Genomic DNA, 20753 nt, shown 5'->3' on the forward strand with positions numbered 1-20753 from the left:
ACGGTGACTTCGTGGCCTGCGGCGGCGAGGGCGACGGAGAGGGCGTGCACGTGTCGGCCGAGGCCGCCGACGAGCACCGGCGGGTACTCCCAGGACAGCATGAGGATGCGACGGGTCTGCGGGGGCAACCCGGGGCCGGGCTGCGCCGGCACGACCGCGCCGGGCTGCGCGGACAGGCCGGACGGCGCGGGAAGACCGGGCTGGGTCGGGAGCTGGGGCCGGGAGGTCAGGGTGGGCCGGTGGGCCCGGTCCTTGGTGGCAGCGAGCTGCTCGTCGACCCGCAGGGTCGTCACATCAATCTCCGTCCGTGCATGGTGGTGCGCGCCGGCGTCGGTGGCGGCGGAGCGAGAGGTGTAAGGGGTGGCCGAGGGCCTGGCGGGCACGCGCGAACGCTTGTCCCCGATCAAGGAAAGTCCATCCGGCTCGAGAACGCACCTCGAAAAGGGTCATCGTGACGGAGGACACCTGAGTGGTGTTGCACGCTCAGACGGGTGGTTTCCGGGCAGCGCCTGGAAGGATGGATTGGCGCGCCCGGGCCGGGGGCACTACCTGCTTGCGTGCGGGCGGTCTCGGCCGGTGCGCACATCACCATGGGTTGAAGGAGCGACATGCAGGTCTGGCCGGGCGAGCGGTATCCCCTGGGCGCCACCTACGACGGGATGGGCACCAACTTCGCCATCTTCTCCGAGGTGGCCGAGCGGATCGAGCTGTGCCTCTTCGACGAGTGGGACACCGGCGCGGAGCGCCGCGTCGAGCTGCGCGAGGTGGACGCGTACGTGTGGCACGCGTACCTGCCGGGCATCGAGCCGGGGCAGCGCTACGGCTACCGGGTGTACGGCCCGTACGACCCGGCGAACGGGCTGCGCTGCAACCCGCACAAGCTGCTGATCGACCCGTACGCCAAGGCCATCGACGGTGACGTCCAGTGGGACCCGGCGGTCTACGACTATGACATGGACGAGCCGGAGCGGATGAACGAGACCGACTCGGCGCCGTTCATGCCGAAGTCGGTGGTGGTCAACCCGTACTTCGACTGGGGCAACGACAAGCCGCCGCGCACCCCTTACCACCACTCGGTGATCTACGAGGCCCACGTCCGTGGGCTGACCATGCGGCACCCGGACATCCCGGAGGAGCTGCGCGGCACGTACGCGGGCATCGCCTCCCCGCCAATGATCGACTATCTGACCCGGCTCGGGGTGACGGCGATCGAGCTGATGCCGGTGCACCAGTTCATCCACGACCACCGGTTGAACGACCTGGGGCTGCGCAACTACTGGGGTTACAACACCATCGGTTTCTTCGCCCCGCACCACGGCTACTCCGCGCTGGGCCGCCTCGGCCAGCAGGTGCAGGAGTTCCGGGGCATGGTCAAGGCGTTGCACGCGGCCGGCATCGAGGTCATCCTCGACGTGGTCTACAACCACACCGCCGAGGGCAACCACCTCGGGCCGACGTTGAGCTTCAAGGGCGTGGACGCGCCGAGCTACTACCGGCTCAGCGAGGAGGACCGGCGCTACTTCGTCGACTACACCGGCACCGGCAACAGCCTCAACGTACGCAGCCCGCACTCGCTGCAACTGATCATGGATTCGTTGCGGTACTGGGTGACCGAGATGCACGTCGACGGCTTCCGGTTCGACCTGGCCGCCACCCTGGCCCGCGAGTTCTACGAGGTGGACCGGCTCTCCACCTTCTTCGAGGTGGTGCAGCAGGACCCGGTGGTCAGCCAGGTCAAGTTGATCGCCGAACCGTGGGACGTCGGCCCCGGCGGCTACCAGGTGGGCAACTTCCCACCACTGTGGACGGAGTGGAACGGCAAGTACCGCGACACCGTGCGGGACTTCTGGCGCGGTGAGCCGGCCACCCTCGCCGAGTTCGCGTCCCGCATCTCCGGCTCCGCCGACCTCTACCAGGACGACGGCCGCCGACCGTTCCACAGCATCAACTTCGTCACCGTGCACGACGGGTTCACCCTCAACGACCTGGTGTCGTACAACGACAAGCACAACGAGGCCAACGGCGAGGACAACCGGGACGGCGAGAGCCACAACCGCTCCTGGAACTGCGGGGTCGAGGGCGACACCGACGACGAGGCGGTCCTCGCGCTGCGGGCGAAGCAGCGGCGCAACTTCCTGGCCACACTCATGCTGTCGCAGGGCGTGCCGATGATCGGCCACGGCGACGAGCTGGGTCGCACCCAGCACGGCAACAACAACGTGTACTGCCAGGACAGCGAGTTGGCCTGGGTCGACTGGGACAACGTCGACGAGCAGCTCCTGGAGTTCGTGCAGACGCTCACCGCGTTCCGCAAACGTCACCAGGTGTTCCGGCGTCGCCGCTTCTTCACCGGCCTGCCGGTGAACGGGCGCGGCATCGACGAGCCGCTGCCCGACCTGGCCTGGCACACCCCGGACGGGCGGGAGATGACCGCTGATGACTGGGGCAACGACTTCGGCCGTTCGGTGGCGCTGTTCGTCAACGGTGAGGGCATCCGCGAGCGCGGCCAGTACGGCCAGAAACACCACGACGCGTCGTTCCTGCTGTGCTTCAACGCCCACGACGCGCCACTGGACTTCACCATGCCCGGCAGTGAGTACGGCCAGAAGTGGGAACGGGTGATCAGCACCGCCGAACCCGAGCCGGACGACGCCACGGTGATCAGCGCGGGCGGCACCATCCGGGTGCCGGACCGGTCCCTCGTCGTGCTGGAGAGGATGATCTGACATGCCGGCCACCCCTCCCAAGGCCACCTACCGGATCCAGGTACGCCCCGGCTTCGACCTCGACGCCACCGCCGCGATCGTGGACTACCTGGACGACCTCGGCGTCAGCCACCTCTACAGCGCCCCGCTGCTGACCGCCACCCCCGGTTCGCAGCACGGCTACGACGTGGTCGACCACCGGGCGGTCAGCCCGGAACTGGGCGGGGAGGCCGCCCGGCAGCGGCTGCTGGCCGCCCTGCGTGACAGAGGGCTCGGCCTGGTCGTCGACATCGTGCCCAACCACGCCGGGGTCGCCGTCCCGGCCGCCAACCCGGCCTGGTGGGACGTGCTGCGCCGGGGGCGCGACTCGTCGTACGCCGACTGGTTCGACATCGACTGGGACCGGGGCCGGCTGCTGTTGCCGGTGCTCGCCGACGACGCGGCCGCCCTGGACGACCTCAAGCTCGTCGACGGGGAGCTGCGCTACCACGAGCACCGCTTCCCGGTCGCCGACGGCACCGGCGACGGCACCGCCCGTGAGGTCCACGACCGGCAGCACTACGAGCTGATCTCCTGGCGGCGCGGTGACGCCGAGCTGACGTACCGCCGGTTCTTCGCCATCGCGGGCCTGGCGGGCCTGCGCGTGGAGGACCCGGCGGTCTTCGCCGCCACCCACGAGCTGGTCCTGCGCTGGGCCGCCGCCGGGGAGGTCGACGGCATCCGCGTCGACCACCCCGACGGCCTGCGCGACCCGGCCGGCTACCTGGCCCGCCTGCGGGAGGCCGCACCGGACGCCTGGCTCGTGGTGGAGAAGATCCTGGAGTACGGCGAGGAGCTGCCGGACTGGCCGGTGGACGGCACCACCGGCTACGACGCCCTGGCCATGGCCGGTGGGCTCTTCATCGACATCGACGCCGAGGGCGACTTCACAGTGCTGGACACTCACGTGACCGGCCGGCACACCTCCTGGGAGGACCTGACCCACGCCACCAAACTGGCCGCCGCCACCCGGCTGCTCGCCGCCGAGCTGACCCGGCTGGCCGCCCTCGCCCCCGAGGTACCGACCGAGCAGGCCCGCGCGGCGCTCGCCGAGCTGGCCGCCGCGTTCGCCGTCTACCGCGGCTACCCGCCGCACGGCGCCCGGCTGCTCGCCGCCGCCCGCTCCGAGGCCGGCCGCCGCCGCCCCGACCTGGCCGGCGCCCTGGACGCGGTCACCCGCCGGCTGCGCAACCCCGACGACGAGCTGGGCATGCGGTTCCCGCAGCTCACCGGCGCCGTGATGGCCAAGGGCGTGGAGGACACCGCCTTCTACCGGTGGACCCGGTTCGTGGCGCTCAACGAGGTCGGTGACAGCCCGGTCCGCTTCGGCGTGCCACCCGCGGAGTTCCACCGCTTCGCCACCGCCCAACAGGTCCGCTGGCCGGCCAGCATGACCACCCTCTCCACCCACGACACCAAACGTGGTGAGGACGTCCGCGCCCGCCTCGCCGTGCTCAGCGAACTGCCGGGCCGCTGGGCGGAGCAGGTCAAGAGCTGGATGGAGTACGCGCCGCTGCCCGACCCGGCGTTCGCCCACCTGCTCTGGCAGACCGCCGTGGGCGCGTGGCCGATCGAACGCGAGCGGCTGCACGCGTACGTGGAGAAGGCCGCCCGGGAGGCCGGGGCCTCGACCAGTTGGGCGGAACCGGACCCGGCCTTCGAGCAGGCGCTGCACGACGTGGTCGACAGGATGTACGACGACCCGAGCCTGCACGACGAGCTGACTGAACTCGCCGCCGCGATCACCCCGGCCGGCTGGTCCAACTCGCTGGGGCAGAAGCTCGTGCAGCTCACCATGCCCGGTGTGCCGGACACCTACCAGGGCACCGAGCTGTGGGACAACTCCCTGGTCGACCCCGACAACCGCCGCCCTGTCGACTTCGACGTACGCCGAGAGATGCTGGCACGCATCGACGGCGGCTGGCGTCCCCCGGTCGACACCGACGGAGCGGCGAAGCTGCTCGTCGTGTCGCGGACCCTGCGGTTGCGCCGCGCGCACCCGGAGCTGTTCACCACCTACCGGCCGCTCCCGGCGCAGGGGCCGGTGAGCCGGCACGCGGTGGCCTTCGACCGAGGCGGCGTGATCGCCGTGGCGACCCGACTGCCGCTCCGGTTGGCACGTGTCGGCGGGTGGTGTGACACAGCCCTGTCACTTCCCGTTCACGAGATGAAGGACCTGTTCACCGGGCGGGTCTACAGTGGCGGAGAGACGCCGCTGGACACCCTCCTGGCCGATTACCCCGTCGCTCTGCTGGCTCCTCCCACCGCTGCCGAGGAGGCCGTTTCATGACCGAATTCTCCGTCTGGGCACCGGACGCCACCCGGGTGCGGCTGCGCCTGGCCGGCGACACCGACCATGAGATGCACACCGCCGCAGACGGCTGGTGGCAGGTCGACGTGCCCGATGCCGGCCCCGACTACTCCTTTCTGCTGAACGACGACGAAACTCCACTGCCCGACCCCCGGTCCCCGTGGCAACCTGCGGGAGTGCATGGGCCGAGCCGCCGCTACGACCACGCTGCCTACGCGTGGTCCGACAGCGCGTGGACGGGCCGGCAGCTGCCCGGCAGCATCCTCTACGAGATGCACATCGGCACCTTCACCCCGGACGGCACCTTCGACGCGGCCATCGACCGCCTCGACCACCTTGTCTCCCTGGGCGTCGACCTGATCGAGCTGCTCCCGATCAACGCCTTCAACGGCGAACACAACTGGGGGTACGACGGCGTCTGCTGGTACGCCCCCCACGAGCCCTACGGCGGCCCCGACGGCCTGAAACGGTTCGTCGACGCCGCACACGCTCGCGGGTTGGGGGTGATCCTCGACGTTGTCTACAACCATTTCGGGCCCTCCGGGGCCTACGCGCCGCAGTTCGGTCCGTACCTCGCCGAGCAGAGCAACAGTTGGGGCCGCTCGGTCAACCTGGACGGCCCGCACTCCGACGAGGTACGCCGCTACATCATCGACAGCGTGCTCATGTGGCTGCGCGACTACCACGTCGACGGCCTACGCCTGGACGCCGTGCACGCGCTGCCGGACACCCGGGCGATCCCGCTGCTCGAAGAGCTGGCCATCGAGGTCGAGTCGCTGTCGACGCACCTCGGGCGGCCGTTGTCGCTGATCGCCGAATCGGACCTCAACGACCCGCGGCTCATTACGCCCCGGGAGGCCGGTGGGTTCGGGCTGCACGCCCAGTGGAACGACGACGCCCACCACGCGCTGCACACGTTGCTGACGGGGGAGCGGCAGGGGTACTACGGCGACTTCGGCTCTCTGGAGACGTTGTCGGACGTGCTGACGGGTGGGTTCTTCCACGCGGGGACGTGGTCGAGCTTCCGGAACCGGCACCACGGACGACCTCTGGACTCGCGGGTGCCTGGGCATCGGCTGGTCGCCTACCTACAGAACCATGATCAGATCGGCAACCGGGCTACCGGGGATCGGATCTCCGCCTCGTTGTCGCCTTCGCTGCTGCGGGTTGGGGCTACGTTGCTGCTGGCGGCGCCCTTTACTCCGATGCTGTTCATGGGGGAGGAGTGGGCTGCTTCCACGCCGTGGCAGTTCTTCACGTCGCACCCGGAGCCGGAGCTGGCTACTGCGGTGCGGACCGGGCGGCGGCGGGAGTTCGCGTCGCACGGGTGGCCCGAGGGGGACGTGCCGGACCCGCAGGACCCGGAGACGTTCGTACGGTCCCGGTTGGACTGGGCCGAGCTGGACAAGCCTGAGCATGCTTCGATGCTGTCGTTCTACCAGCGGTTGATCGCTCTGCGTCGGTCTTCTCCGGACCTGTCGGATCCTCGGATGCACGAGGTGTCTGTGCAGCACGGGGACCAGTTCCTGGTGATGCGGCGGGGAGACACGCTTGTGGTGGCGAACTTTGCTGGGCGGGGGCAGGGGGTGTCGCTGCCTGGGGTGGCTCGGCGGGTGCTGCTGGCTACGGGGGAGGGCGTCACCGTCATGCGGGACCGGATCCAGCTGCCAGCGGAGACTGCGGCGATCGTGGCGCTGTGAGGAGTGTACGTCTCGCTTCGGCGCAACCGACACAACAAACACTTCGGAAGCTGGGCTCGGTCTCTAGCTATCCGTGACGGTGTCGCTGCACAGAAGTTGCCTTTGCCGCCGCGCCGATCAAAACCACCGCGAGGATGCCCACTTGAACTTCGTAAGACGAAATGTTACCTAAGCCAAGGCTGAGCCCGATGTAAAGAATGCCGGCAGTCGCAAGAGACCATCCAAGAATAGCCACGGCTAGTACGACACGCCTCCTTGTGCGTACGAACCTTCTGAGCCAGGCATCCGGGAGGGCGAAGGCAATGCAGACTGAAATGGCGCACCCAGCGAAGAAGTCCAAGGTGTTCTGCGGTCCGAACGGCCAAGGCTGATCACCCAGGACATCTACCGCAGCTTCTTGAAGATAGTCCCAGGCATTGGGGAACAAAGCCACAACGACTAGAACCACCACGACCAGATAAAGTCGTCGCTGTTGACGGTGACGCTCAATGGCAGGCGGCACGATGGAAGTTTCAACAACTGCCGCAATTTGTGCAGGTATTTCTTTCGACTGGCCATCTAGGCGATTGAGTTCCTCAACAATTAGCTGATGTTGCTTCACGCCGGTAAATACCGTATCGCGAATCGCCTCAAGTTGACTTTCAAGAAACACGCGCTTTGCCTGTCGCGGTATCTCGCTTCGCGCACTCCTCTCCAACATTCGAACTAGTTCCGTAAGTTCCAGAATTTGCTCTTCAGAATACTTGCCCTTCCGATCCCGGAGTGCCTCCTCGAAGAGTTGCTCTTTCGCTGGACCCAGGCGTCTGTCGCGGTTGAAGGCCAAGATCTGGAGTATGCCCGCGCCGAGACCAATGACCCACCCGATCCATCCGAATATGCCCACTACTTCTGCTGGCTTCACCTCGTGCTCCGCCTCGTTCGTCGGCCGAATCGTGGTGGCAGCGTAGACGGATTGGACTACGAGAAGCAACACCACACCCAGGCGATGCAACTGCCACGACAGCGCAAGGGCATGAGCCTCCCGTGGTGGCTGTCGTAGACTGGTCGAACGGCAGCCTCTTCCGGCGGCATACGGCGTTACCGGAAACGGCAGGAGAGTTTTGGCCTATTGGTATTATCCTAGCTAACCTCGTCAATTGCTTGAGTTATCAGCAGGGGTAGTACTTCGATTGCAACCGACAATAGCCGTTCGATGGAACAGCGTGGCTGCTAAGGTCTACAGCGAGTTCTCTTGCCCACTCGGCAGGTTGGTAGCGCGCCAAGATGGATAAGGTATGCAGAACCGCCCACCAAGACATCAATGGATGCATGCTCCGGATAGCGGGCTTGAGCGCGGGAAATAGCCAGAGGGAGTCATTGTAGCGACGCGTCGTGGCCATCAAGTGTGCTTGGCGTTGCTCCGGCCCTGCCGGCCGCCCATCAGGCATTTCAAAATTAATAATCAACTCGCCCCACCCGTCGAGGTGGCTGGTAAAGTCCGGAGCTGCCGCAGGCCCGTCCCCTGTTCGCACAAAGGAGTGGAAGTGTGTGTCTGGATAATCCGCCATGTAGTTGACGAATTCCTCTCCCGGATGGTCGGACTTCAATAGCCAAGGGGGGAAGTAGACGACGTCTGCGCTTGCTAACGGGTGTGATTCATTATAGTGATGTTCGAGGAGAAGAAGTGGCGTGCGTCGGCTACGGTGGTCGCTATCAATGGGGTGCAGGCGGTTCTCCGGGATGAGATCCCAAAGTGCGGCGAGCGGAATCGCCTCCGCTTTGGTCCACAAAGGTGAATCTAGGATAGCTGACAGCCGGACGAAGCTTCCTCTAATTCCAGCGTAAACACCAATTTGAGGAAGCGGCTGTGTCAAATCAATCTGCGAGATTCCGTGCCCAACTAGCCGCCACTCATCCGGGCGCTTAAGCTCTGAAGAGGCGGCAGCCACGGCGCGGCCGGCCTGACTCAAGCCATAGAACAGTAGGAGCGGTTTCGTCGCTGGCCCGACGGTCGCAGCGGCGCGGAACATTTGTTCTGCCTGTTCTAGGGCGAAGGTGTATGTCTCTCTTCGTTCCGCACTGTGCTTCGCCGGCGTGGGCGGGCTCCACCGCGTGGCGCGCAACTTCGCCCAGGCCACCTCGGCGGAGTCATTGAGTACCACTTCAGTCCTCCCAAGATGGCGGTACACCGGTGACCGGGGTCGGTACGGCGGCGGCGGGAACAGGCTGAGGAGCCACATGGCGGAAGGGCTGCGCGCTGCCGAAAACCATCTCGCGCCGGCGCGATCACATACTAGGCGGTAGATCTCGCCGGTCGGCAAGCGCGGCTGGGGTAAGGAGAGCTGGCTAGATTGGTGTACTTCGTCCGCTTTCGGGCGGTTCGCCGGATGGTCGAGCTAAGGAACGCTCCGTTTGCTGACGCACCCGAGCGGCACCGCATAGGCATGATGATCCCGAGCTAACTACAACGTGGCGCTTTGAAGCGTACCCGTGCTGGTCCGCCTGACTCTCCCAATTGGTGGGCCGAGTTGATCTGCGGGAAGGCCGAGGCTTGCCGTTGGCAACCGTTGGGATCGTGAGCAAGGCCGCGTATTCCGTTGTCACCGGGCGCCGTTCGTACAATTGTCCGAGATCATCGAAGGTTCCTCGTCAGGAGCTGAAGCGCTCTGCGAAGCAGAAACATGACAATCCCTCACAGGCTGCGTACTGCGCCACTAGATCTTGAGTGGGGTCGGGCTTGGTGGGGAAGTGGTTCGTGACGAGCGGTCTGCTGCTTGCAAGCGATTAAGGCGCGGCGTACTCTGGGAACCTTCCGCACGTGGCGGGAGCGCTCTTGGCGTCGCTTTATCCGCATGTCGGAGGCTCGCATTGGCAACTGAGTCTAGCGGTAAGATCCCGTACTTGTCCGCTTACGGTCACATCGGAAAAGTGCTTGAAAAGATTCGAGCAGCTTCGGTTCCGGACCGATTCACCCAGGACTTTCTGGCGACAAAGCTTGGTCTGAGCGGTGGAGGTGCCCGTCCCGTCATCCCTTACCTAAAACGCGCTGGTTTCTTGGCGCCGGACGGCGCGCCCACGCAACTCTATCGCCAATTCCGAAACCCTGTAGCCAGTCGGGCAGCCGCAGCAGTCGCAGTGCGCAACGCTTACCCTGCCCTCTACGAACTCAACGAGTATGTCCATGAGGCGTCCGACAGAGACGTTAAGGGCCTAATTGTTCAGATCACTGGCCTAGAGCCAGAGTCGACGACTGTCAAGGCGATGTTGGCATCGTTCAAGGCATTAAGAAGTTTCGCTGACTTCGACGCAAACCCTGTTGCTGAGGCGGAAGATCAGGGGATTGACCAAGTAAATCGTGGCAGTGATGTGCCGATCGTCAATTCTAACAGTGGGCCGGTCCACCTGCCGGCCACTCAGTTGCGTCTTGGCTACGAAATCAATCTTCACTTGCCGAACACCACAGATGTTGCCGTTTTCAATGCGATTTTTAAGAGCCTTCGTGAGCACCTGCTAGCCTAAGAGAGAGCGATATGAACTCGACAGAGGCGCTGAAGGTATTTGCCCTCACGGCCCAATTAATTGAACACGAACTTGATCAGGTAGAGATTGATTTGGGGGTGGATCTGGGTAGAGGGCAGGTTGCGGCCGTGACTGAGAGCGATCACGATTACTACCCTCAGATCGAGCAGGCAATTCGGGCTGAGGCTGCTGCCATGGCACCGCATTACGAGATGTTCTACTCCTTGGAAAAGACGATTCGTAGCCTCGTCGGACAAACGTTTGAAGCTGCGGATGGTGAGTCTTGGTGGCAAGGGGGTAGGGTGCCGCCGAAAGTCAAGAATGACTGCGAAAATAGGCGGCAGCGAGAGATTGACACCGGCTACACGCCGCGGTCGGATGAAGAGCTTGACTTTGCAACTTTCGGCGAGCTGAGTGAGATTATTAAGGGTAACTGGGATATATTTGGCAGCCTGTTCAAAAGTGCTAAGGCATTGGAACGCGTGATGGCCAATCTTAATACTCTGCGAGGGCCGATTGCTCACTGTAGCCCGTTGGCCGAGGACGAAATAGTTCGACTACGCTTGACGGTTCGCGATTGGTTTCGATTGATGGAGTGAATATAAGAGTGGACATTGTTCATTGCACATAATCGGCGGTAGCCCACTTCTTTTGCCGGCTTTCCTGCGATAGCGGCCTTTGGCCGCTATTCCAGTTCTCTACCTCGGACAGGGCGATGACATGGTGAGTAAACCAGACACCATCGGTGCCAGGATCCATTACTGGCGGATGCGCCGTGGCGGCATGACCCAAGCCGTCCTCGCGGGGCTCGCTGGTGTCACCCAGTCGTACGTGTCGCAGGTTGAGTCGGGTCGCAAGACTATCGACCGCCGCTCCACACTGGTCGCTCTTGCTGCCGCGCTCCAAGTCACGGTGGCTGACCTGCTCGGTCAGGGCACCGAGTCCGGTGATCCGGCCCGCGAGAGCGCCGCTGAATGTGTGCCCGCGATCTGGTCGGCCCTGATCGAGATTGAGGACGGCGAGCGTCGCCCGTCGACCTACACGAGCCATCGCCTGGCGGCCGAGATCGCCCGCGCCGAGCAGCTTCGCAATTCGTGCAACTACCCGGCCATGGCTCGTATGCTGCCCAACCTTCTGCTTGAAGCCGCCGCAGTAGGTGGCACCGTCCTCGTCCAGGTCGCCTACCAAGCCGCCACCTGCCTACGGAACCTCGGATACCGCCACCTGGCGCTCAACGCCGCCCGGCTCGCCGGGACGGTCGCGGAGGACGCCGCAGACCCGGCCTGGATCGCGGCTTCTCGTTTCGCATACGCGCAGAGCCTGCCGATCGAGTCCGCGTCCGTCGCCGCCCGTGCCGCAGACCGATCCTTGGCCGAGCTGCAAGCGGACGCCGCCGACGTGCGGGTGAGGCAGATGCTCGGGCAGCTCCACCTCTCGGCCGCGTTGACCTCGACCGTGAGCGGCCGTTTGGACGCAGCTCGCGATCACCTGGATGAGGCAGCCCGCGAGGCCGCAACGCTTGGCGATCCGGTCGATGGGGCTGGCTTCAACGGCTGTGGATTCGGGCCGACCAACGTTGGGCTCTGGGAGATGTCCATCGCGGCCGAGCAGGGCGCGTCCGGCCGGGTCATCGAACTGTCTCGGACGGTCCGGCCGCAGGTGCTCGCGGCGTCGATCCGCCAGCAGTCCTACTGGCTCGACCTCGGTCGTGCCCTGGCTGACGGTGGACGCAGCGACGTCGGGGCGCTGGCCGCGTTCGTGCAGGCCGAGCGGGCAGCACCGATCCCCTTCGCCATCAACCCGCTCGCCCGCGACGCAGTGGTGACCCTGGCGCAGCGCGCCCAGCGCCGGGCCATTCCCGACGACCTGCGCCTGCTCGCCGGGCGCATCGGCATCAACCTGGCCGCATAACTGCTAGTAATCACCACATCACTAGTCCGCCCTACTGTCCGGTTTGGGACGTAAGCGCGTCCCGATGACATGGCGCGGCGGTGGTCGATCCCGAGCACGGCGGCGCGCTTATCGGATGAGTCGGGGATGGGCGGCCAGGACGACAACGCTTCGGAGAACAAGGGTGAAGCCGCCGAGCGGGAGGCTGCCAAGCAGCGCCTCCTGGCCCAGGCCGAGGCGGAGCGCGTACCCGTAGATGACACGACCCGCGCGGTCCCGGACCGGCGGTGGCGGCGTGACCAGCGATGACATCCCGATCGGCCGCCGCGTGGCGAGCTGGCGCGTGCGGCGGCAGATGACGCAGCAGATGCTGGCCGACCGGCTGCGCAGGTCGAAGAGCTGGGTGGACAAGATCGAGCGGGGTGCCCGCACCCTGGACCGGTACTCGGTGATCCAGGAATTGGCCCACGTCCTGCGGGTCGACCCGGAGGTGCTGCTCGGCCAGCCGCAGGGCACCCCGGCGGGCACGCCTGACGGGGTGGACGAGATCCGGGCCGCGCTAGCCCGCTACGACATCCCGCAGGCTCCACCGCAGACGGACGAGCTGAGAAGGCAGGTCGGGCACGCCTGGTTGGCCTACCAGCATGCGCACTACGGGCAGTTGGTGCGGGTGGTGCCGGGTCTGCTCGACGCCGCCCAGGGCGCGCGGTCGGCGGGGCGGCTGGTGCAGGCGTACCGGATCACCTCGTCGCTGCTGGTGAAGCTCGGCGAGGCCGACCTGGCCTGGCTGGCCGCCGACCGTGCCATGTCCCTCGCCGGCGACGACCCGGTCCTGGCGGCAACCGCAACCATCTCGGTAACCCAGGCGCTCCGCGCCTCCAACCGCGACCTCCTGGCCCTAACAGCGGCCCAAGCCGCAACCAACCGCCTCATCCCCACCTCAGCCTGCCCGCGTGATCATGAGGTTGGCGGGCCCTTCGAGGATCAAACCGCCCGCCAACCTCATGATCACCGAGGCGGAGGCGGAGGCGGAGGCGGAGGTCGGAGCGAGGGTGGGTCTGCGCGGCAGCGGTCGGCGGGGGAGTGGGCGGTGGGTGGGACGTTGCTGGTGCAGGCCGCGCTGGCTTCCGCTGGGTGCGGCGAGCACCGCCGCGCCGACGAGCTGATCGACCGGGCCGCAGGGATCGCCGCCAGCCTGAGGGGGTACGACGACACGCACCGCACCAGCTTCGGTCCGGTCGCCGTCGAGTTGGCCCGGGTTCTCGTGTCGGCGCAACGAGGGGACGCTGCCGAGGCGTTACGACGGCACTCGGCCGTGGTGCGGCGGGAGGGGTGGCGGCGACTGCCGGCCGAGTATCGGGGCGCGTACCTGGTCGACGTCGCGCGGGCGTACCTGCAACTGGGTGACGTTCGCGGGGCGGCGAGGGCGCTTGTCGACGCGGACAGTGTCGCGCCGGCTGAGGTTCGGTGCCGGCCGTTGGCGCGTACCGTGATCGCCGATGTCGCCCGCGCGCAGCCGGCGCCGGCCGGTGTGGCGCGACTGGCGACGCTCGTCGGCCTCACCCGCTGACGGCCGCCGGCCACCGGCCCTTGCGCCCTCGCGCCGACGAGCTGGCAGTTAGGCATCGTGACGCACCTCGCCAGGGGCGTGGGACTACCGGGCTTTGCGCTGACGACGCGCGCGCTCAAATTCGGCGGCATCCGACATCCAGGGACTGTGCTGGTCGAGTGCGGCGCAGCCGCCGCTGACGAACAGGCTCACCAGGTGCCGGTACCCACTCATCCCGTCGACCAGGCTGTACTCGACCCGGTACTCCGGGTCTGACCCGGCTTCGCCCTGCCGCAGCATCGTGATCCGGGCGATGCAGTCCGAGTAGAACTGCAGCTGGATCCCTTCGCCCATGTCCTCGTCCTCGATGGTGAACACCTCGTTGTCCCCGGCCGAGCGGTCGGCGACGAACTCCCAGAACTCGGCGGACGCGCTGCGAGGGCTGTCCCGTAGCCACTTCTTCTCGCCGCCCTTGTCGTCGGTGAAGGTCAGGGCCGCCTTCGTCACACTCGCACCGGAGTCGTCGTCCTCCGGCGGCGTGCTCCTGGCGCGGTCCGCGGCCTCCGAGCACATCAGGAAAGTCACCGTCCGCACCGCGTCATCGACGAGCCCGGGGTACGCGCGCCGCACGGCCGCGTCGACGGTCGCCTCCATCCGCTTCCAGTCGCGCTTGTCCGTGGCCCGGTGTCCCCGCCGTGGGTCGAGGCCGATCCGCATCCCGGCGCACGCCTGCTCGGCGGTGGCGATCACCTGCATGACCTGGGGCAGCAGCGCGGGGTCGACGGCATCGGGGTTCCGCCGTGGGATGGTCGCGCCGTGCAGGTACTGGCCCGTGTAGCGCAGGATCTGCGCGTCGAGTGGCCCGAGGACCACTCCCCGCTCGGTGCGGCGGCGGTCCGCGTGATGTTCCTGGGCGCGCTTCTCGTTCGCCGCCTCCGTCGCCGTGCGCATAGCCTCGCAGACCTGACCGTGCTCCAGGAGACGGATGGTGGCACCGTGGGCGACGAGCCGGCTCCGGTCCCAGGGGGTGCGCCGAAACAGCGCGTCGACGTCTGCGGGCGGGGCGAGCAGGATCGGGTCCAGGAGTGCGACGGCGGCGTCCTCGTCGAGCTGGCCCCGGGTCCCCGCTGCATGGCACAGCGGTAGGACCGCACTCCACAGCAGCAGGTGTCGGGCCAGGTCTTCCCGGATCACCGCGAAATGAGCTTCGGAGATCGGGATCGTGAACGTGCGGGGCTCGTGGTTGGCGTCGGCTCCGGCGCCGAGCATCAGCTTCAGCTCGTCGTCCTCGCGGATCACGGTCGGGATCCAGCCGCTGCGTCGCGTGAAAACGATGTCTGTCATCTCGTCACGACCACTGTTCAGATTGGGCGTCGAGGCGTGGGTCGGAGCGCACCCAGACTTCGCCCCCGGCAGCCTCGGCCGGGGCGTCGACCCGTTCGAGACCGAGGAACTCGATCAACTGGAGCAGTTCGGCTCGGTCGGCCCGATCATCGTCGATGTCCTGCGAGTCGAAGAAGATGTAGTAGCTGTCGGTCGGGTCGACGTAGCCGGAATCCGCCCAGATCCGGCCCACTTCTGCGATCGCCGCTGCCTCTGTCGTGATCGTGGCGGCGCGTGCGGCACCGCGCGCCTCCGGTGACGCGTCGAGGTCGGAGAGGTCGGCAAGCCACTGGCCGAAGTGGTCGAGGCCGGCATATCCGTTCTCGAAGAACAGCATCGCGCTCGGCAGGTAGCGGTTGGGCCTGTCGACCCGGAGGTGTTCCGACCGAGGCTGGTCCGCCTCCGTGATCCGGGAGATCACCCCCAGGCTGGGCATGAGCACCAGGCGCTGCCTCGCCGGCTCGTCGGTGATGGTGTACGTGTCGGACTCTCGGCCCCGGAAGAACGCGGAGAACGCAACGTACGCCTCCTGCGGGTCGCCCACCGAGACGTGTTGATCGTTGCCGTCACCGCCAGCGAAGACGAACTGCTTCGGGCCGGGCTTGTAGGGGCGGGCCATAAGTTTCCTTCGTTCAGGGGTGAAAGCTCCGCCAGAGTAGTGGGTCAGGGTGACATGCCCGCGGCCCTGATCCGGGCGGGGTTTCCGGCAACGTGAGATCCGGGCATGTATCTCGGCACTGCTGGAGGGGAGAGACAGCAATGCTGGTAAGTGGTTATCTCGGCGCGGTGCTCATCGGTGCCCTCGTCGGCCTGCTCGGACGACTCATCCTGCCGGGGAGGCAGCGGATCGGCGTCTTCGCCACGTTCGTCATCGGCGTTGGCTCGGCGGTGCTGGGCACAGTGGTCGCCCGGGCGCTCAACATCGACGACGGGGCCAACGTGCAGGTGTGGGTGCTGCGCTGGGACTGGGTCGTGCTCGCGATCCAGGTCGGCCTCGCGATCATCGCCGTGGCGTTGGCGAACATGCTCACCTTCACCCGGCTGGCCGGCGGCGACGACAAGCCTCGTCGGCGGACCCGTCGCGCCAAGGCCAAGCGCGAATCCTGATCGGCGGCAGCGTGAGCCGGGCGTATGGCGGTTAGCGGCAGCGTGCCGAGGGGTGTGGACAGCGGTGAGCAGTGACGCTCAGCGGTTGCGCCGCGCGATTGCCGCCTCGACGCCGTCGAGGATCAGGTTGAGGCCGAAGACGAAGTCCTGCTCCTCTGGATCCTCTCCCGGTTCGCTCTCGAAGGCGCCCGCCGCAAACAGTGGCGCAGCCTCGGGGAAGCGCTCCGGGTGGACGAGCGCGGCGAGGGCGAGGCCGTAGTTCTGCTCGACGTCCGACTGGCTGAGCCCGGTGCCACTGCGGCCCGCCGCCATCTGGCGGCTCTGCAGGATCGCGTTGCGCACATAACCGCTGACGACGACGAGGATGCCTGCCTTCGTCCTCGGATCCAGACCAGTGTCGTGCAGGACCCGCAGGAACGCGTCCATCCAGCCGATGGCGTTCGGCCCTCGGGGCGGGCCCGCGATCGGAACCTCCACGAGCCACGGGTGCTCGGCGTACCGGGTCCGGATCGCCGCTGCCCAGCGATGCACGCCGTCACGCCAGCCGTCCACGTCCAACCTGGGGGCGGACCCGGTGGCGTGGTCGGTCATCAGTTCGACGAGTTCCTCCTTCGAGCCCACGTGCCGATACAGCGACATCTTGGTGAAGCCGAGAGTCTGCGCGACCTTCTGCAGGGTCACCCCGTCCAGGCCCTCGTGGTCCGCCAGGTCCACCGCAGCGCCGACGACCCGCTCGACGTCGAGTTCGGCGGGCCGGCCCCGGCGTGTGGACGTCGGCAGTCGCCAGAGCCGCGCCAGGTCGGCGGGCACGTCGTCGGCCATTGACGGCGCATTGTGTCCCATGGATAGTATCTCCCGTATATTAAACGCTGTCGTCGGGCCGGACGGAAGAAGAAGCATATGGACGTGTCAGCGGGCACGATTGGCGCCACGGCGAGCCGGGCACCCGCCGGCCAGCGCCTCCACGACATCGACGCGCTGCGGGGGTTCGCGCTGCTCGGGATCTTCGTCGTGAACATCACCTTCATGGCCTCCGGCTACCCGGGCAACCTGATCACGGACCCGGCGTTCTCGTCGGTCCTCGACGACGCGACGCGGTTCCTGTCCGCGGTGCTCGTCGACATGAAGTTCTACATCCTCTTCTCGTTCCTGTTCGGATACAGCTTCACGCTGCAGATGGAGGCGGCTGGGCGCGCTGGGGCCGCGTTCGGGCCGCGGATGCTGCGCCGGATCGCCGGCCTCTTCATCCTCGGCGCCCTGCACACCGCGCTCCTGTACGGCGGCGACATCCTGATGACCTACGCGGTGGTCTGCCTGATCCTGCTCGGGATGCGCCGGGTCCGCGACCGGACGGCGGTGCGCGTCGCAAGCGTGCTCTACGGGATCGTGCTGCTGAGCCTCCTGGCCAGCGGCCTCCTCGCGAACTCCTCCGCGTTCCTGCCGACCCGAGCCGAGGCGCTGGCCAACGCCGAGAAGGCGACGGCCGCGATGCTCGGCGGATGGGGTGACGTCATTGGCCACCACCTCTCCGGGCTTCCCTTCCTGGTGCTCCAGTCCGCGACGTTCCAGGGGCCGACGGCGCTGGCGATGTTCCTGCTCGGCATGGTCGCCGGCCGACGGCGACTCCTCGCCGGCGTCACCGGTCACGAGCCGGTGCTGCGGCGGATCCAGTGGGTCGGCTTCCCCGTGGGGATCGCGGGCGGTCTGGTGTACGCGCTCGGCGGCGGCAACGGCCAGCCGCTGGCCGTGGGCGTGAGCGCGGCGACCGCGCCGCTGCTGACGGCTGCGTACGCGGCCACGCTGCTGCGGATGATGCACAGCCCGCCGTTCGGGTTCGTGCGGTCGGCCCTGGCACCGGCGGGGCGGATCGCACTCACCAACTACCTGGGGCAATCGCTGCTCGGGCTGCTCATCTTCAGCGGGATCGGGCTTGGCCTGGCCGGGAGCGTGTCGCCGGTGGGGACGACCGGGCTCGCACTCCTGATCTACGCGGTGCAGCTCGCGGTGAGCGCGTGGTGGCTGCGCCATTACCGGTACGGGCCGGCCGAGTGGGCGCTACGACGGGTGACGAACGGAAAGACGGCAGAGACCGATGTGATCTCCGGCCGCGATCGTGACTCGGCGGCCTCAGCGGGCCGCCACTGAAATGCGGCGATGGGCAGGCTCCTCGCGCAGACACCCGCGCGCCGCCCACGATCCACTCGCCTTCACGGAAGTCGGGGTGTCCCGACTGCGGGGACACCCCGACTTCACGGAAACCGAGTCGATCTTTCGGCACACCGGCCGGAAACGCGGAACCGCGGCGGGACCCGGAGAGGTCCCGCCGCGGCTGAAGAGCGTTGCTTACCAGAGGCCCCAGGTGAAGGCCTGGTTCTCCGACGTCGTGTAGCAGGTGAACTGCATCATGTCGGCGCCGTTCAACCTCGAGTTGGCCTCCACCGCCATGCACTTGCCGGTGCCCCGGTTCTTGAGCTGGTAGTAGTCAGCGCTCCCGGAGGTGAAGAGCTTGATCGGCAGCCACTGGTCGTTGAGGCGGGCGTCGCCGCACACCTGCGTGGCGATCTTCGCCCGTTCGGTGGTCACCGCGCCGCGGACGGCCATGCACCGTCCGCCGTTGTTGAACGAGATGTGGTAGTAGCCCGAGCTGGTCGTGGTGAAGGTCCAGTTGCGGTTCGGCCCGCCCTCGCAGAGGTGCTGGTCGACCACGATGTTGAGCGAGGACGAGAAGGCCTCCGGCGACAGGCAGTAGTCGTTCGTGAAGGGCTGGATCACCCACGGGCCGGAGGAGGCCGCCGCCGCCGGGCTGCCGGTGCCGACCAGCATCGCCGCGATCATGGTGAGCACCGTCATGAGGCCGGTCATCGTCTTGCGCTTCATGTAAAGCCTTTCGTCGTCCACTGTGGAGAGACGCCAAGGCTAGACGATTGCCATCGATGCACGCCAATCGGGCCGGAACGGTCGGCGAAGGGCCAGGTCACGCGTCCGGATCACTCGAAGAACTTGATGCTGAACCCGGTGTCGGCCGTCGGGCCGGGCACGTTGGCACGGCGGTAGGTGGTGTTGCCCCACCAGCAGAAGGTGCCGGTGTACCAGTAGCGGTTCGCCCAGGAGTACGCGGTGCCCTTGGGCACCCCGTGGTACATCAGCGGAAATCTCGGCCCGGCGGGCGGGCTCGTCGCGATGTCGCCGTTGAGCAGCACGAAGCTGTGGTGGCCAGGTCCGTTCACGTGCAGGGTGGGGTCCCAGCCGGCCATCATGGTGGCCCGGTTCGAGCCGAACAGGCAGCCGTTCGACTTGTACCAGTCCCACACGTACGTCGGGTCGCCGCCGGCGCGCAGCCGCAGGTCGGCGAGGCAGTACTGGTCGCTCCAACTGCCGTTGGCCGAGTAGACGATGTGCAGCTGCCCGTTGGGGTCCCGGATCGCCTCGGGGGACTCGTTGATGAACGGGTTGCCGACGACGCGCTCCCAGCTCTCGCGTGGCTGGGAGATGACGTACCGGCCACCGGTCGGGGTGAGGGGGTCGCTCATCCGGCTGAGGTAGATGTTCTGCTCGATGTTGGTGTCCCCGGCCCAACCGGACCAGACGAACCACCGCTGGCCGTTGAAGGTGAACAGGCTGCCGTCGATGGCCCACCTGCCGTCGGGCAGTGCGAGCTGCCGTTCGGCCGTGTAACCGCTGGCCGGTGACGCCGAGTGGATCGCGTACATCCGGTGGGCGGCGCCGCGCCCGGCCGAGAAGTAGATGTAGTAGCGCCCGCCATCGGTGACGATCTCCGGGGCCCAGACCTCACCGAGGTTGCGGCTGTCCGTCCAGACCTGCCGCGCGGACGCGGCGGCCAGCGCGTCGGGGGAGGCCGCCTGCCGCACGGCGATCCCGCCGTTGACCGACTGCACGGAGATGTAGGTGCCGCCGACGCGGATCACGCTCGGGTCGGCAGCGCGCAGGCCGGTCTGCCCGGCCGCCGCCGGTGCCACGCCGACCAGGGACAGGCCGGCGGCGAGCACGACGGCCAGCGGGATGGAGAGGAAGCGCGGAAGGGGTCGGCTATCGACGTTCACCATCGGGACACCTCTCCTCGAACGGAGCTGGCGGTAACAATCGACAGCCCTAGATTAGGGCAAAGGGTGCCGCGCCACAGTGTTTCCGCGAGCCGGTCTCGGCACTCGCGGGCATGGGTGCGCTAGCGTCTGGCCTCATGGAGCCCCTGGACGTGGTCCTTGCCGTCGTGTGCGCCGCGGCCAACCTGGCCATGACCGCCGTGCTGCTCGTCCGAAGCCGCGGGGGCGTGGCCGCGCCCCGGATCTTCGGCCGCCCGCAGCCCCTGCCACGCCTGCGGGCCGCGATGCATGCCTGTCTGGGGCTGGGACTGGGCGTCGGCATGCTCGTCAAGGACGCCTTCCCGCCGGATTCCACCGGCGACGCGGTGGTGTTCCACATGGTGAGGATCGTGCTGGTGGCTGGCTTGGTCACCGCCCTGCTGAGCGCCTTCCGGTACCCGCGGACCGGGCGCTGAGCGCCGCGATCCGGGACGGAAGTCCGACGTTGTGTGTTCGCTCGTTCACTCAGGG

General features: G+C 67.1%; 19 protein-coding genes. 11 read left to right on the forward strand and 8 right to left on the reverse strand.

Going from position 1 to position 20753, the window contains the following annotated elements; all coding sequences use genetic code 11:
- On the reverse strand, nucleotides 1–293 hold a 293-nt coding region (locus AB0B68_RS05845), incomplete at its 3' end, for a glycogen/starch synthase (protein ID WP_357258055.1).
- 315 nt (nucleotides 294–608) lie between these two features.
- Between AB0B68_RS05845 and glgX the strand changes: the two genes are divergently transcribed.
- From glgX to treZ, 3 genes are read left to right on the forward strand one after another with little or no spacing between them, the layout of a single operon-like run.
- A complete protein-coding gene (gene glgX / locus AB0B68_RS05850) occupies nucleotides 609–2726 on the forward strand; it encodes a glycogen debranching protein GlgX (protein ID WP_357258057.1) in 2118 nt (705 codons plus the stop codon).
- A gap of 1 nt (nucleotide 2727) precedes the next feature.
- On the forward strand, nucleotides 2728–5034 hold the full coding sequence (gene treY, locus AB0B68_RS05855; protein ID WP_357258059.1) for a malto-oligosyltrehalose synthase: 2307 nt from the start codon (nucleotides 2728–2730) through the stop codon (nucleotides 5032–5034).
- Nucleotides 5031–6755 (forward strand): malto-oligosyltrehalose trehalohydrolase, encoded by a 1725-nt coding sequence (gene treZ, locus AB0B68_RS05860; protein WP_357258061.1) that lies wholly within the window; start codon nucleotides 5031–5033, stop codon nucleotides 6753–6755. Before treY ends, treZ begins: the two co-directional genes overlap by 4 nt.
- Before the next feature lie 67 nt (nucleotides 6756–6822).
- Here the strand turns inward: treZ and AB0B68_RS05865 are convergent, their stop codons facing one another.
- On the reverse strand, nucleotides 6823–7656 hold the full coding sequence (locus tag AB0B68_RS05865; protein ID WP_357258063.1) for a hypothetical protein: 834 nt from the start codon (nucleotides 7654–7656) through the stop codon (nucleotides 6823–6825).
- A gap of 247 nt (nucleotides 7657–7903) precedes the next feature.
- Nucleotides 7904–8896 (reverse strand): YaaC family protein, encoded by a 993-nt coding sequence (locus AB0B68_RS05870; protein ID WP_357258066.1) that lies wholly within the window; start codon nucleotides 8894–8896, stop codon nucleotides 7904–7906.
- Between the two features lie 739 nt (nucleotides 8897–9635).
- On the opposite strand from AB0B68_RS05870, the gene AB0B68_RS05875 reads away from it, so the two are divergent.
- The 5 genes from AB0B68_RS05875 (at nucleotide 9636) to AB0B68_RS05895 (ending at nucleotide 13713) form a co-directional block, all read left to right on the forward strand.
- A complete protein-coding gene (locus AB0B68_RS05875; RefSeq protein WP_357258068.1) occupies nucleotides 9636–10253 on the forward strand; it encodes a DUF5343 domain-containing protein in 618 nt (205 codons plus the stop codon).
- Between the two features lie 11 nt (nucleotides 10254–10264).
- A complete protein-coding gene (locus tag AB0B68_RS05880) occupies nucleotides 10265–10852 on the forward strand; it encodes a Swt1 family HEPN domain-containing protein (protein WP_357258070.1) in 588 nt (195 codons plus the stop codon).
- A gap of 121 nt (nucleotides 10853–10973) precedes the next feature.
- Nucleotides 10974–12164 (forward strand): helix-turn-helix domain-containing protein, encoded by a 1191-nt coding sequence (locus AB0B68_RS05885; protein ID WP_357258072.1) that lies wholly within the window; start codon nucleotides 10974–10976, stop codon nucleotides 12162–12164.
- Nucleotides 12165–12290: 126 nt separating this feature from the next.
- Nucleotides 12291–12452 carry a hypothetical protein gene (locus tag AB0B68_RS05890; protein WP_357258074.1) on the forward strand — a complete coding sequence of 54 codons (162 nt, stop codon included), beginning with the start codon at nucleotides 12291–12293 and terminating at the stop codon, nucleotides 12450–12452.
- Nucleotides 12439–13713 carry a helix-turn-helix domain-containing protein gene (locus AB0B68_RS05895; RefSeq protein WP_357258076.1) on the forward strand — a complete coding sequence of 425 codons (1275 nt, stop codon included), beginning with the start codon at nucleotides 12439–12441 and terminating at the stop codon, nucleotides 13711–13713. The genes AB0B68_RS05890 and AB0B68_RS05895 overlap by 14 nt, the downstream gene beginning before the upstream one ends.
- Nucleotides 13714–13797: 84 nt before the next feature.
- Here the strand turns inward: AB0B68_RS05895 and AB0B68_RS05900 are convergent, their stop codons facing one another.
- Nucleotides 13798–15036, reverse strand: a complete 1239-nt coding sequence (locus AB0B68_RS05900) for a DUF6357 family protein (RefSeq protein ID WP_357258078.1) — start codon at nucleotides 15034–15036, stop codon at nucleotides 13798–13800.
- A 4-nt stretch (nucleotides 15037–15040) separates the two neighbouring features.
- Nucleotides 15041–15694: a hypothetical protein gene (locus tag AB0B68_RS05905; RefSeq protein ID WP_357258080.1), complete on the reverse strand. Its 654-nt coding sequence runs from the start codon at nucleotides 15692–15694 to the stop codon at nucleotides 15041–15043.
- Nucleotides 15695–15834: 140 nt separating this feature from the next.
- Between AB0B68_RS05905 and AB0B68_RS05910 the strand changes: the two genes are divergently transcribed.
- Complete coding sequence (locus AB0B68_RS05910; RefSeq protein ID WP_357205764.1) at nucleotides 15835–16182, forward strand: GlsB/YeaQ/YmgE family stress response membrane protein; 348 nt, start codon at nucleotides 15835–15837, stop codon at nucleotides 16180–16182.
- A 78-nt stretch (nucleotides 16183–16260) separates the two neighbouring features.
- Here AB0B68_RS05910 and AB0B68_RS05915 read toward each other — a convergent pair whose 3' ends face one another.
- Nucleotides 16261–17004: a TetR/AcrR family transcriptional regulator gene (locus tag AB0B68_RS05915; protein ID WP_357205766.1), complete on the reverse strand. Its 744-nt coding sequence runs from the start codon at nucleotides 17002–17004 to the stop codon at nucleotides 16261–16263.
- A gap of 78 nt (nucleotides 17005–17082) precedes the next feature.
- Here AB0B68_RS05915 and AB0B68_RS05920 point away from each other — a divergent pair, with 78 nt between their 5' ends.
- Nucleotides 17083–18327, forward strand: coding sequence for a DUF418 domain-containing protein (locus AB0B68_RS05920; protein ID WP_357258082.1), 1245 nt, complete (start codon nucleotides 17083–17085; stop codon nucleotides 18325–18327).
- Nucleotides 18328–18525: 198 nt separating this feature from the next.
- Here the strand turns inward: AB0B68_RS05920 and AB0B68_RS05925 are convergent, their stop codons facing one another.
- Nucleotides 18526–19059, reverse strand: coding sequence for an RICIN domain-containing protein (locus AB0B68_RS05925; RefSeq protein ID WP_357208329.1), 534 nt, complete (start codon nucleotides 19057–19059; stop codon nucleotides 18526–18528).
- A 110-nt stretch (nucleotides 19060–19169) separates the two neighbouring features.
- A complete protein-coding gene (locus AB0B68_RS05930; protein WP_357258085.1) occupies nucleotides 19170–20246 on the reverse strand; it encodes a glycoside hydrolase family 43 protein in 1077 nt (358 codons plus the stop codon).
- Nucleotides 20247–20380: 134 nt separating this feature from the next.
- Here AB0B68_RS05930 and AB0B68_RS05935 point away from each other — a divergent pair, with 134 nt between their 5' ends.
- On the forward strand, nucleotides 20381–20698 hold the full coding sequence (locus AB0B68_RS05935) for a hypothetical protein (RefSeq protein ID WP_357258087.1): 318 nt from the start codon (nucleotides 20381–20383) through the stop codon (nucleotides 20696–20698).
- Nucleotides 20699–20753: the final 55 nt, after the last annotated feature.

It is taken from the genome of Micromonospora sp. NPDC049049, assembly GCF_040649115.1.
Lineage (GTDB): Bacteria > Actinomycetota > Actinomycetes > Mycobacteriales > Micromonosporaceae > Micromonospora.